This window comes from Halosimplex halobium (assembly GCF_051414055.1).
GTDB classification, from domain to species: domain Archaea; phylum Halobacteriota; class Halobacteria; order Halobacteriales; family Haloarculaceae; genus Halosimplex; species Halosimplex halobium.
This window is the reverse complement of the sequence record NZ_JBLKNX010000001.1, coordinates 98,447-110,511: the sequence shown is the minus strand read 5'-3', so window position 1 is coordinate 110,511 and position 12,065 is coordinate 98,447. Positions and strand designations below refer to the sequence as shown.

Below are 12,065 nucleotides of genomic sequence, written 5' to 3'. Positions count from 1 at the left end.
AGGTCCGCGGACCGCTACACGCCGATGGTGGCGTCCTTGATCGCGTCGGTCTGCTCGCGGTGCCACTCGGCGTCGGCCCACATTCCCTCGAACTGCGGACCGCAGAAGTTGCTCGTCGAGATCGCCGCCCAGCGGCCGGTTTCCGCGGCCCGGCGGGTCCCGAACGCGCAGACCTCCCTGATCCACTCCCAGTCGAGGCCGGGCCAGTCCTTGTAATGGATGAGCGCCCACGACTCCGTGGTCGCGAGCGGCAAGCCGGTCTCGCGGGACCACTCCGCGGCGGCGTCGATAGCATCGCCGAGCTGTTCCCGCCAGTAGTCCGGTTCGTTGCGGTACCGCGCCTCGGCCTCGTCGACTACCCACTCGTAGTGGTCGTCGCTGTCGATGTCGCCGCCGTCGCGCTCCCAGTCGTAGTAGCCGGTGGCGTTCATCAGCCAGATGTGCGGTTCGAGGAGATCCATCTCCGCGGCTGGCTCGCGACTCCACGTGTCGAGGTCGACCGTCTCCGAGAGGCAGTACTCCTGGTCGGGGTAGGCCTCGCGGACGCCGCCGATCGAGTCGTCGATCCACCGTCGGCCCGCCGGCGAGTCCCGCGGCGTCCGGTGGTCGGCGTCGGGGTCGTTGAAGTAGGGCGCCCACTGCGGGAGCGGGAACTCGTTGCACAGATCGACCCAGCACAGCGCGTCGAGCAGCCCTGCGTCGGCGATCCGGTCGAGCGTGTCGACCCACACGGCGGCCAGGTCCGCGGGCGTGCGGATGCCCAGGCGCGCCCCGGTCTCGTCCTCGCGGAACCACGACGACAGGGCGACGGCGATATCGCGGTCGGCGCAGGCGCCGATAAACTCCGTGAGCGCGGGCGTCACCTCGACGCGGCAGGTCGCCGGCGCGCCCCAGTCACAGGCGTCGAAGGCGGGCGGGAGGACCCACTCCCGGTCGGGGTCCGTGGCGACGAGGTGCGGGTAGGCGTCGATCCGGACGGCGTCGTATCCCCGCTCGGCGAGTTCGTCGAGCGCACGGCCCCAGTCCTCGTAGCCGCCGCCGGGGTAGCGCCGCTCCAGCCAGGAGAAGTCCCACATCGCTATCGCCAGCGGCGAGTCGCGGTCCGCGAGCGTCATGGGGTCCGGTCGGCGCCGCCGTACTTAGTTGTGTCTCCAGTCTCGTCGGTCCGCCGGCTACTCCCGCCCGTCGTCGTCGGCTTCGAGCCGGTCGACCTTCTGGCCGGCCCGCCGGAGGATGCCCCGGAGCGTCTTCGCCTCGCGGCCGGTCGGGTGGGCGCGGCCGACGAACCGCCGCCAGAGCCGCCGCGCCTTCCCCCGCTTTTCCTCGGGGTGGTCGATGGCGTCGAGGAACTCGCCGAACTGCTCGTGGAGCCCCTCGACGGCGCGCTCGTCGGCGCGCTGGTGGTTCGACTCGGGGTGCTGGGTCCCGTCGACGGTCAGCTCCCGGAGCTCGTAGCAGACGACCGTCGCCGCCTGCCCGAGGTTGAGCACGGGGTAGTCGCCGGAGGCGGGGATCGAACACACTTCGTCGAGGCGGGCGATCTCCTCGTTGGTGAGCCCGACCCGCTCGCGGCCGAAGACGACGCAGGTCTCTGCGTCGACGCCGCGGAGGCTATCGGCGAGGTCGGCGGGTGTCCTGAACGGGTAGCGGGTGTGGCTGCGCTCGTCCTCGTTGGTGACCGCCGTGCAGCCGACGGTGTGGAAGTGCTCGACCAGGTAGTCGAAGCTCACTTCCCGTGCGTCCGGGAGCACATCCTCGCGGGCGTGGCCGGCGAACCCCCAGGCCTCGCTCTCGGGGCCGATATCCGGTGGGTCGACGAGGTACAGATCCGTGATCCCGAAGTTCTTCATCGAGCGGGCGATGGTGCCGACGTTGCCCGAGGTCTCGGCGTCGACCACCGCGACCGAGACCGAGGGGCCGCCGTCGCGGTCCGTCCTGCTCCGGTCCGTCTCGTCGGGTACGTTGTCGCCGCTCATCCGTCGAAGTCGATGTCGGACAGGTCCATGTCCAGCGCGTCGAGCTCGTCGTCGTCCATCTCCTCGATCTCCTCCTCCAGGCCGGGCAGCTCCTCGTCGGGGTCGGGCGCCTCGGGCACGTCGTCGGGGTCCTCCTTGACGTGTTCGAGTTCGAATCCCTCCGGGGCGCGGCCGCCGTCGGCGAACCACTCGTGGAACCGGGCCTGCAACTCGCGCTCGCCGGCGTAGCGCTTGCCGCCCTCCTCCTGGAACCAGTAGACGAAGTCGGCCTCGTGGTCGTCACAGAGGAGGACCTCCCCCAGCGCCTCCCCGTAGATGGCCCGGGCGGGGTTGCACCGCTCGATGGCCTCCTCGCCGTGGATCAGGTAACAGCAGTCGCAGGGCTCGCCCATCATCGCCGAGAGGCGGACGATCCGCTCGCGCGTGTCGGCGTCCATGTTGTCCAGCGGCCGGATCGTCCCGTCGTCGGCGAACACCGCCTCCTCGTCGAACCGCCAGCCGCGGAGCCCGATCGAGACCTTTCCCATGTCCCCGGGTAGACGGCCGCCCGACAAAAAGCGCCCGAGTCGGCGCGGCCCGCCCGCGAGTCGGGCAACGGGACCGCGGCGACCCGACAATTTATTGTCTCGTGGCACTGAGTGTCACACATGGTCAGTTTCGTGGCCGTCATCATGTTCGCCACGTTGGCGGCGCTGGGGCTGGGGCTGGTCGCGTTCCTGGGGTCGCTGCTGGTCGGGGGCGCCGGGTCGCTGTTGCCGCAGAAGGAGGCGACGATGCCGTCCCACTACTCGAGTCTCGTCAACACGACGCCGTCGAAGTACCCGGGGTACTGCCCCGAGTGCGGGACGAACAACGACCCCGACTACACCGTCTGCCGGAACTGCTCGTCGAAGCTCCCCGAGTCGCGCTACGAGCGGGACAAGCGGACGACCAACGCCTTCTTCGACGAGCAGTAGCGGGGCCTCGCGCGGCGGGAACCGGGCGGGAGCCGCCGGGCCGGCGCAGTCGGCGAGCCGACGGGCATCGCCGCGGGCGCACCGTACCGCTTTTGCACCCGTGGTCCTCAGCCCCGCGTATGCAGAACGTCGACGCCGCGGGCCTCGGGATCGGGGACGACCATCCGCCGCGGGTCATGGGCGTGCTCAACGTCAGCGAGGAGTCGCCCTACGACCCGAGCGTCTTCGCCGACCCCGGCGAGGCCGCGGCGTACGTCGACGACGAGCTGATCGACGAGGGCGCCGACATCGTCGACGTGGGGCTGGAGTCGGCGAACAAGAAGTTCGACGTGCTCTCGGCCCAGGGGGAACTCGACCGGCTGGACACGGCCGTCGAGACCCTGGAGTCGACATCCGGCGACGCCGTCTGGAGCATCGAGACGCGCTACGCCGAGGTCGCCGAGGCCGCGCTGGACCGGGGGTTCGACATGGTCAACGACATCGCCGGCTTCGCCGACCCGGAGATGCCCGAAGTCTGCCGGGAGTACGACGTGGCCGTCGCGAAGATGGCGAGCCCGCCGAACATCGCGAAACCGGGGGCCGTGCGGGCGACGCCGTGGGCCGAACGGAAGTCCGAGTCGTGGGCCGCCGAGGCCGACTACGTCGACCAGGTGTACGAGGCGCTGAAACAGAACGGGCTGACCGACAAGACCATCGTCGACCCCGCGTTCGGCCGGTGGTCCGACGAGCAGACGATCGAGGACGACCGCGAGACGTTCCGCCGGCTGCGGGAGTTCCGCGGGCTCGGCGCGCCGACGCTGGTCTCGATCAACCGCAAGACGTTCCTGCGGACGCTGGCCGACCGCTCGACGGAGGGGGCGCTGCCGGTCAGCCTCGCCGCCACGTCGATGGCCGTCGAGCGCGGCGCCCACGTGATCCGCACCCACGACGTGAGCGAGACGCGCGACGCCGCGCTCGTCGGCGACGCATTCGCGCGGGAACGGGGCCGTAGCGGCGAAGAAGGGGCCGACGAGGGGGGCGACATCGCGGTCGAGGAACTCGACGTGACCACGCCGGGGGAGGCGGCCCGCCACTTCGAACGGGCGGGCGTCGACGCCGACCCGGCGGCGGCGGTCAGCCGCCTCTACGCGGTCAGCGGCCTCGACGCCGCGACCCGCGAGACGCTGCGGTCGGCCGCCGCGGCGACGGACTGCCGGTTCGTCGCCGGCGACGGGGAGGGGTTTTTGTGGGGGTCGACCGGTGCGCTCGCCGACCTGGCGGCCAGAACCGACGTGCCACGGGCGCTCGCCGGGATGCTCCCCGACGACGGGCGGGGTGACAGGTGAGAAAACTTATACCGGATGCGCCAAAACGGAATGGTGACGGCCGAAAGGGCACCTGGGTAGGGGTACCTTGTTCGTGCCATTTCGGCTAATCCGGTTTATTGGGGCGCAACTCCGGTAGTCACAGCTATGGAATTTCACGACTGGGAACCCGTCTACACCGCGATCCTGGCCGATATGGGGTTCGACCGCGACGGCGACGAGCGGGCCCGCGACCTGCTCGCCGACCTCGTGAGCGGCGGGGTCGGCGGGCGCGGGGACGGCCCCGACGGATCCGCGGGCGCGTCAGACGCCGGCGGGGCCGCGTCGAGCGCCGACGGGGATCCGTCCCGGCGCGGCGACGACCGCGGCGGCCCGCTCGCGCCCGCGGACCTCGATTTCGGCGGCGAGACGGTCGCGGTCGTCGGCGCGGGGCCGTCGCTCGGCGACGAACTCGACACCGTCCGGGCGGCCGACGCGGTCGTCGCGGCCTCCGACGCGGCCGCCGTCGTGTGCGAGGCCGGCCTGGCCGTCGACTGCATGGTCACCGATCTGGACGAGGAGGGCGACGCAGCCAGGGAACTGACCGCTGAAGGGACGCCTGTGGCGGTCCACGCCCACGGCGACAACCGCCCGGCGCTGCGCGAGCGGGTCCCCCGCCTCGCGGTCGAGCGGGTGTTGCCGACGACCCAGGCCGCCCCCGCCGGGCCCGTCGTCAACACGGGTGGGTTCACGGACGGCGACCGGGCGGCGTTCCTCGCGGACCACTGCGGCGCCGACGCCCTGGTCTTCGCCGGCTGGGACTTCGACGACCCCGACGTGGACCCGCTGAAGGCGAAGAAACTCGTCTGGGCCGAGCGGCTGCTCCGGTGGCTGGAACTGCGGCGCGGCGAGCGGTTCGCGGTGCTGGACAGTCGACGTGAGGGCATCGAAGAGTCCGTGCTGCCGGTGTAAACTACCCTCCCCTACTTCGCTCGGGGGCAATGGCCCCGCTCGCTCGTTGAGGGGAGGGCTTTCGCGTGGACTCCCGTTCTACGCCTTGGATGAGGCGGGAAGATTGTACTCTCCACTCACGTTCACCGTCCCGCGATTCAAGCGCACGTCTACGGGTGCGCCTCCGTCGTCTGCGTTTTGCCGACGCCGGAGATACTGCAGGCCGATGTTCTTGGAAGCGTTGTAGTCGGCGTGGTTCTGGTAGCCACAGTCCTGACACTCGAAGTCCTCGCCGTTGCGGTTGTCGTCGTGGGTAAACCCACAGGTCGAACATCGCTTCGAGGTGTTCCGTGGGTCGACCTGAACGGTTTCGACACCCTGCTCTCTGGCTTTGTAGGCGACATACTCGTAGAGCCGACGGAATGCCCAGAGATGGTGCCACGACGCCTGTGGGACGTTCTCACGAATGTCCGTCAAGTCCTCGAACACGATGTGCGAACAGTCGTGTTCGACAGCTTCGGTGACGATCTCGTTGGCGACACGATGCAGGAATATCTCGAAGCGTCCCTCCTCTTTGCGCTCGACACCTGCCATCGCGTCGTGGGCGGCTCGTGTCCCACACTGTTGGAGGTCGCCACGCCGTTTCTCGTACTCTCGCTTCCAGTGGTTGAACTCGTCTGCCGACCAAAACCGTCCGGTCGAAGCGACCGCGAGTTGGTTCACACCGAGGTCCACACCGAGGACTGTTCTGTGCTCGGTCGTGGAGTCGGTGTCGTCGTCCTCTTTGAGCATCGACGCGTGGAGATACCAGTCGCCCTCGCGTCGATGGAGTGTCGCCCGCCGAAACTCGTAATCCTCGTCCGCGACGTACTTCGTCGGCGGTGTCTCGGCGTCGTCGGGCAGAATGTAGTCGCACTCGATTCGTCCGTCCGGCGTTGACAGCGACACGTGGTCACGGTGGAACGTGGCACTTCGCTTGTCGTAGATAGCGGTATCTGCCGAGAACGTCGGACGGGACGTCTCTTGGTCGTTTTTGAGCCGTTCGACACCACTTTTGATGGATTCGACAGCCTGATGAATCCCTTTCTGGACGAGATTCGCGGTCAACTCCGTGTCCTCGCGGAGTTGGTCGTACAGCGCATCGTCGGCCTTCGCCTTGGATGTGACGTGGTAGCCGTCGTCGCCGTGCCAGCACCACTCGCTTGCAGTGTTAGCACAGTATTTGAATTGCTCGACAGTCTCTTGAAGATGTGTATCCGCGCCTTCGGGCGTGTCGAGCTTGATAACGGCAGTTCGACGGTACTCCACGATATTTTCATATAACTGCTTGTAGTTACTTAATAGTTGAGAGTTAGCAGGCAACAGTCTGGTGTCTGGTTGATATCGGGTCGGTTTCCTCCCCGCCCTACTCGCTTGTGCTTCCGCCGGGGCCGGAAGCCCGGCGCTCCTTGAGGGTGGGGCCTCCACCTCGAATTAGGTGAATCGCCGCGGGAGCGGCCGGCCGCTCGCCGGGGCCGGATCGCCGGCGGCCGGTCACCACCTGATATCGCGGTAGCGGAAGGCGGCGACGAGGAAGAACCCCAGGAACGCCGAGACGGCGAGCCCGGTGACCGGCGTGTACGTCACGCTGAGGGCGGCGAATGCGACGACGACCGCGGCGAGGATCGCGAGGTCACGCGCGTCCATACCGGGCAATTGGGACGTCGGTTCATTACAGTTCCCGTCCGGCCCGCCCGCTGGCTTGACGATGAACGCGGCCACTGTGTCACTCGTTTACACTTGCCGGACGACCGCAAGCCTTCTGTCGGTCGCCGGGCGAGTGGCGGTATGGTACCGGACTCCGTTTCGCCGACCGACCGCGAGGTGTCCGACGAGGCGGTCCGCGGGATGGTCGCCGCGATCCGCCCCGAGTGGACGGTCGAGTCCGTCGAGCGGAGCCCCCACGGGACGGATTTCGTGGCGACGCTCGACGTGGGGACGCCTGGCGGGCCGCGCGCCGTCGTCCTGAAGGCGACGACCGCCGACCTCGTCGACCCGCCGGTCGCCCGCGCCGAACCGCGGTTGTTCGAACTCGCGGGGCGGGAGACGACGATCCCAGTCCCGCGGGTCTACGGCTACTGCGACGCCCACGGGGAGTTCCCCGCGCCGTTCTACCTCGCCGAGCACGTCGAGGGCGCGAACCTGGAGGACGACCCCGGCCGGCTCGACCCCGCGGCCCGCGAGCGTGTGGTCCGGGAGGCGGGACGGAACCTCGCAGAGCTACACGAACTCGGCCCCCTTCCAGCGGTCGGGACCGTCGGCGTGCAGGACGGCGAGCTGACGGTGCTCGACACCGACGACCACCCGCGCGCCGAGGACTTCCGGGAGCGACTGCTCGAAGACTACGAGGGGACGCTCGACCGGCTGACCGAGGGCGGCTACTTCCCGGACCTCGCCGACGACCCCGAGCGGTTCGCCGACCTCGTCGAGCCGGTCCGCGAGCACCTGCGCGACGTGATCCCGGACCTCTCCGAGCCGGACCCGCCGACGTACAACCACTGGGACTACCGCTACGGCAACCTCCTGCTCGACCCCGAGCGCGGCGAGACGAAGGCGGTGCTCGACTGGGCGAACCTCTCGGCGGCCGAGCCCGCGTACAATCTCGCGAAGGTCGAGTTCCACCTGCTGAAGCCCGTCCGTGACGACGAGGTGCGGACGGCTGAACTGCGGGAGACGTTCCGGTCGGCCTACGCCGGTGGCCGCGAGGAGTGGCGGTTCGACGAAGCGACGCTGGAGCGGATGGCCGTCTACCGGCTGGTCGACCGGCTGGACGCGATGGCCTGCCTGCCGCTGTGGTACGAGGACGCGACGCCCGCCGGGCGCGACGAGCGCGCCGCCGAACACCGGGCGTTCCTCGCCGAGCGCGTGCCCGGCGTGGATCGGTGAGCCGCTCCTGGGGGGCGCCGACTGGGCCGCACTCTCTCCGCTGCCGACGGAGCTAAACCCCCACGGCCCCGGGTCTCGCCCATGACCGACCTCGACTTCCTGCGCGACGCCGTCGACCCCGACCGGGTGTCGACGGACGAGTACGCCCGGGAGGAACACGCCGGCGACTGGGGCACCCACCCCGAGGACGAGGTCCGCCCCGACGCCGTCGTCTGGCCGACGAGCACCGCGGAGGTGTCGGCGGTCCTGGCGGGGGCCCACGAGCGCGGGATCCCCGTCACCCCCTACGCCGCGGGCACCGGCCTGGAAGGTAACGCCGTTCCTGCCCACGAGGGTATCAGCCTGGACACTACGCGGATGGACGATATTCTGGAGATTCGACCCGACGACCTGCAGGTCGACGTGGAGCCGGGCGTGCTGGGGACGGCGGTCGACGAGGCGGCCGCCGAGCACGGGCTCACGTTCCCGCCGCTACCGTCGTCGGGCGACATCTCGACGGTCGGCGGGATGATCGCGACCGACGCGAGCGGGATGCAGGCCGTGAAGTACGGCGTCGTCGGCGACTGGGTGCTCGAACTCGAAGCCGTCCTCGCGGACGGGACGGTCGTGACGGCGGGCAGCGGCGCGGTGAAGTCCTCGGCGGGCTACAACCTGAAGGACCTGCTCGTCGGCAGCGAGGGCACGCTGGCGGTGATCACGCGTGCGACACTGCAACTGGCCGGACGACCCCAGCAGGTCCGTGGCGGCCGGGCGGTGTTCGAGACGTTCGACGACGCCGCCGGCGCCATCGCCGACGCCGTCCAGTCGGGCGTCGACGTGGCGAAGATCGAGCTGATGGGCTCGTTCGCGGCCGAGGTCGCCAACGAGTACGTCGGTACCGATCTGCCCGACGCGCCGATGGTCTTCGTCGAGTTCCACGCCGACCACGGGATCGACGAGGAGATCGAGTTCTGCCGGACGGTCTTCGCCGACTACGACCCCGTCTCCTTCGAGATCGCCGCCGACGAGGAGATGGCTCGGCTGTGGGAGTTGCGGCGCGAGATGGCCTACGCGCTCGACGAGTACCGCGGGAATCTCCGGCCGCTCCACCCCGGCGACGTGACGGTCCCGATCGGCTCGTTCCCGGAGATCGTCCGCCGCGCCCGCCGGGAGGCCGACGAGCGGGGCCTCCCGATGGCCTGCTACGGACACGCCGGCGACGGCAACCTCCACTACGAGATCCTCGTCGACCCCGACGACGAGGCGATGGTCGAGCGCGGCGAGGCGGCCTACGCGGCCGTCGTCGAGGCAGCCATCGACCTGGGCGGCACCGCGACCGGCGAACACGGCGTCGGTCTGGGCAAGCGGCAGTTCATGGAGCGCGAGCACGGAGCCGAGTCCGTGGCAGCGATGCGGTCGGTCAAAGAGGCGCTGGACCCCGAGGGGATCCTGAATCCCGGGAAGGTCTTCCCGGACGAATCGGACTGAGCGCCGCGGGCCTCAGCGGCCACCGTCGCCCCATGTCGCGGCGTCGTACAGCGCGAGCGCACCCAGCGGGAAGGTGAGCAGACCGAACCCCGCGGTGGCGGCGCGTCCGAGTCGCGAGTCCCGCGGCGCGAGCCAGCCGCCGACGCCGAGCAGGACCGTCCCGACGGTGACCGCGCTCCACAGCGGCGCGTAGGTCTGACAGTAGACGTAACAGACCGCGGTGACCGCGGGCTCCCACGGCGTGGGCGTCGGCTGCGGGAAGACGAGCGCGCAGTACGCGTGGAACCCGAGCGCCACGAGCGCCGGGACGGCCACGAGGACCGCTCGCCGGGCCCGCTCGCTCGTCAGCGACGCGCGTTCCGCTGCCCGGAGGATCGCGAGGGGGAACGTGAACTCCCACAGCCAGAGGCCGAGCGTGTAGCTGGCGGGATAGTGGCCGAGCGTCGGCTGGTCGGGCAGCGGCGCCACCGGGAGCGACGCCCACGGGTAGTACGGCATCGGTTCGGGGTCGGTGAGAAACGCCAGGCCGACGAGCAGGTTCGCCAGGACGAAGCCGACGGTCCCGATCCGGGCGATGCGGCGGATCGCCGGTGAGAACGCTTCGCCCGCCCCGGTGCGGCCAGTTCGGAGTGGAACGGTCCCGGACACGTCTGTTTCTTCTCCCCCCTGATTTTCCGCGATTTCGGTTACGCGACGCGGCGCCGAGATCGCGGCCCTGCGGCACCGACACGACGTATTCGTCGTGCCCGCCGGCGGACGCGCGCTCACCGGCTTCCCGATCCGTATCGAGGGGCGGCCGCGAGTTCGGATCGCGAACTGCCCCGTTCAAAAAGGCTCGTCACTCCGGCGCGAGCGCGCGCATCGTCGCCGATATCTCGTCGGGTTCGGCGCCCCGCGGGAACGACACCGACACGGCGTCGACGCCGTCGATGGCCTCCCACGCCGCGTAGTGCTCGCGACACTCCTCGGGCGTGCCGGCGATCCCGAGGTCGTCGAGCAACTCGTCGGAGATGGCGGCCAGCGCGGCCTCCTGATTCCCGTTGGCCCACTCGCTGGCGATCTCGACGGCCTCCTCGTCGTAGCCCTGCCGTTCGAGCGCCTCGCGGTAGAACGTGCCCATGGCGCCAACGTAGAACGCCAGGTGGTTCCGCGCGAGCCGACGCGCCCGCTCGCGGTCGTCCAGCGCGATACACGGCAGCGAGAGTGTCACGCGCAACTCATCGGGATCACGGTCGCCGAGTTTCGCCCCCCGTTTCAGGTCCGCCAGCCGGTCGCGCAGTCCCGCTTTCGTGAGCATCAGCGCGTGCCAGCCGTCTGCGAACCGACCGGCGAGTTCGACGGACTTCGGTCCCATCCCGGCGGCGTCGATCCCAGGGACCGTCTCCGGCGGATCACAGCGGAGACGCAGCCCCGAGAGCGTGAATATCTCGCCGTCGTACTCGACGGGGTCGCCCGAGAGCACGAGCCGGACGACCTCGACGGTCTCGCGGGTCCGCCGCAGCGGGCGGTCGTAGTCGGCGCCGTGCCACCCCTCGACGACGGCGGGGCCGCTGGGACCGAGGCCGACGCGCAACCGCCCGTCCGAAACCTCCTGCAGCGTCGCGGCGGTCTGGCCGATCAGCGCCGGCGAGCGGGAGTAGACGTTCGCGATGGAGGTGCCGATCCCGATCTCCTCGGTTCGCTCGGCGATGGCCGTCAGCGTCGTCACCGCGTCGCGACCCCAGGTCTCGGGGAGCCAGGCGCGCTCGTAGCCCAACTGCTCGGCCTCACGGGCGAACTCGACGAGCTGATCGACCGACGGCTGGGCGGCGACCGGGAGGAAGGCATCCCGGGTCGGCGCGGCTGGGTCGGTCACCGCGGACCCTCCGTGCTATCTCGTGGCATACGCCTACTCGGGCGCGAAGACCCAAATAGACCCGTAGCACTCGAAACAACTCGCGATACGTTTAAGATTCACGTTCAGTGCGGGGGCAGAGCAGACGGCGAACGGCAGTAGCTTCCCTACCACTCCCGGTCGTAGACGTTCCGGCGATGGCCGAGAGTTAGCACGTACACCGTGTCGTCCTCGCGGTTCCAGTCGGTGATGACGCGATAGTCGCCGACTCGGAGTTTGTACGCATCTTCGCCGGAGAGCCGTGAGAGGTCTCGATCCGGATCGACCTCCCGGAGGGCGTCTTTGATGCGTTCCTGAATCTCGGGTTCGAGCGCCGAGAGACGGTCCCGCGCCCGTTCCGAGAGGAGCACCTCCGTCATTCGAGGTCGTCGAGCGCGACCGTATCGCCCTCGTCGATCTGGTCGCGACTCACACGGATGTCGTCGCGAGCCCAGTCGGCCAGCTGCTGGGAGTCCATCAGGTGTCGAAGCGCGTCGCGGACCAGTTCGCTCTTGTTGAGATAGTGCGGGTGTTCCTCCAGAAACTCCCGCAGGTCGTCGTCCATCTCGTCGGGTATCTTCACGTTGAGTGTGCTCATCGTGTTACGAGAGTAGTACGCTCGACGGATTAAATC

14 protein-coding genes are annotated in these 12,065 nt (G+C 69.5%); 5 read left to right on the top strand and 9 right to left on the bottom strand.

The window, feature by feature from the left end:
- Positions 1-14: 14 nt before the first annotated feature.
- From ACMGFG_RS00570 to ACMGFG_RS00560, 3 genes are read right to left on the bottom strand one after another with little or no spacing between them, the layout of a single operon-like run.
- The gene (locus ACMGFG_RS00570) at positions 15-1,115 is read right to left on the bottom strand and encodes a cellulase-like family protein (RefSeq protein WP_436928403.1); all 1,101 of its coding nucleotides are present in this window, start codon (positions 1,113-1,115) and stop codon (positions 15-17) included.
- A 57-nt stretch (positions 1,116-1,172) separates the two neighbouring features.
- Positions 1,173-1,976: an RNA methyltransferase gene (locus ACMGFG_RS00565; protein ID WP_436928402.1), complete on the bottom strand. Its 804-nt coding sequence runs from the start codon at positions 1,974-1,976 to the stop codon at positions 1,173-1,175.
- A complete protein-coding gene (locus ACMGFG_RS00560) occupies positions 1,973-2,503 on the bottom strand; it encodes a DUF8114 family protein (RefSeq protein ID WP_436928401.1) in 531 nt (176 codons plus the stop codon). The genes ACMGFG_RS00565 and ACMGFG_RS00560 overlap by 4 nt, the downstream gene beginning before the upstream one ends.
- A gap of 120 nt (positions 2,504-2,623) precedes the next feature.
- On the opposite strand from ACMGFG_RS00560, the gene ACMGFG_RS00555 reads away from it, so the two are divergent.
- The 3 genes from ACMGFG_RS00555 to ACMGFG_RS00545 all read left to right on the top strand — a co-directional run bounded on the left by ACMGFG_RS00555 (position 2,624) and on the right by ACMGFG_RS00545 (position 5,187).
- Positions 2,624-2,932 carry a DUF7577 domain-containing protein gene (locus ACMGFG_RS00555; RefSeq protein ID WP_436928400.1) on the top strand — a complete coding sequence of 103 codons (309 nt, stop codon included), beginning with the start codon at positions 2,624-2,626 and terminating at the stop codon, positions 2,930-2,932.
- Positions 2,933-3,051: 119 nt separating this feature from the next.
- Positions 3,052-4,257, top strand: coding sequence for a dihydropteroate synthase (gene folP, locus ACMGFG_RS00550; protein WP_436928399.1), 1,206 nt, complete (start codon positions 3,052-3,054; stop codon positions 4,255-4,257).
- 126 nt (positions 4,258-4,383) lie between these two features.
- The gene (locus ACMGFG_RS00545; protein ID WP_436928398.1) at positions 4,384-5,187 is read left to right on the top strand and encodes a 6-hydroxymethylpterin diphosphokinase MptE-like protein; all 804 of its coding nucleotides are present in this window, start codon (positions 4,384-4,386) and stop codon (positions 5,185-5,187) included.
- A 78-nt stretch (positions 5,188-5,265) separates the two neighbouring features.
- Here ACMGFG_RS00545 and ACMGFG_RS00540 read toward each other — a convergent pair whose 3' ends face one another.
- Both ACMGFG_RS00540 and ACMGFG_RS00535 read right to left on the bottom strand, forming a co-directional pair.
- Positions 5,266-6,474: an RNA-guided endonuclease InsQ/TnpB family protein gene (locus ACMGFG_RS00540; protein WP_436928397.1), complete on the bottom strand. Its 1,209-nt coding sequence runs from the start codon at positions 6,472-6,474 to the stop codon at positions 5,266-5,268.
- A gap of 225 nt (positions 6,475-6,699) precedes the next feature.
- A complete protein-coding gene (locus ACMGFG_RS00535; protein ID WP_436928396.1) occupies positions 6,700-6,852 on the bottom strand; it encodes a hypothetical protein in 153 nt (50 codons plus the stop codon).
- A 141-nt stretch (positions 6,853-6,993) separates the two neighbouring features.
- Between ACMGFG_RS00535 and ACMGFG_RS00530 the strand changes: the two genes are divergently transcribed.
- Positions 6,994-8,091: a phosphotransferase family protein gene (locus ACMGFG_RS00530; RefSeq protein WP_436928395.1), complete on the top strand. Its 1,098-nt coding sequence runs from the start codon at positions 6,994-6,996 to the stop codon at positions 8,089-8,091.
- Between the two features lie 81 nt (positions 8,092-8,172).
- On the top strand, positions 8,173-9,558 hold the full coding sequence (locus ACMGFG_RS00525) for an FAD-binding oxidoreductase (protein WP_436928394.1): 1,386 nt from the start codon (positions 8,173-8,175) through the stop codon (positions 9,556-9,558).
- A 12-nt stretch (positions 9,559-9,570) separates the two neighbouring features.
- Here the strand turns inward: ACMGFG_RS00525 and ACMGFG_RS00520 are convergent, their stop codons facing one another.
- The 4 genes from ACMGFG_RS00520 to ACMGFG_RS00505 form a co-directional block, all read right to left on the bottom strand.
- Positions 9,571-10,206, bottom strand: a complete 636-nt coding sequence (locus ACMGFG_RS00520; RefSeq protein WP_436928393.1) for a hypothetical protein — start codon at positions 10,204-10,206, stop codon at positions 9,571-9,573.
- A gap of 190 nt (positions 10,207-10,396) precedes the next feature.
- Positions 10,397-11,413 carry a TIGR04024 family LLM class F420-dependent oxidoreductase gene (locus ACMGFG_RS00515; RefSeq protein WP_436928392.1) on the bottom strand — a complete coding sequence of 339 codons (1,017 nt, stop codon included), beginning with the start codon at positions 11,411-11,413 and terminating at the stop codon, positions 10,397-10,399.
- A 146-nt stretch (positions 11,414-11,559) separates the two neighbouring features.
- Complete coding sequence (locus tag ACMGFG_RS00510; protein WP_436928391.1) at positions 11,560-11,811, bottom strand: type II toxin-antitoxin system RelE family toxin; 252 nt, start codon at positions 11,809-11,811, stop codon at positions 11,560-11,562.
- Complete coding sequence (locus ACMGFG_RS00505) at positions 11,808-12,029, bottom strand: ribbon-helix-helix domain-containing protein (protein ID WP_436928390.1); 222 nt, start codon at positions 12,027-12,029, stop codon at positions 11,808-11,810. Before ACMGFG_RS00505 ends, ACMGFG_RS00510 begins: the two co-directional genes overlap by 4 nt.
- Positions 12,030-12,065 lie beyond the last annotated feature (36 nt).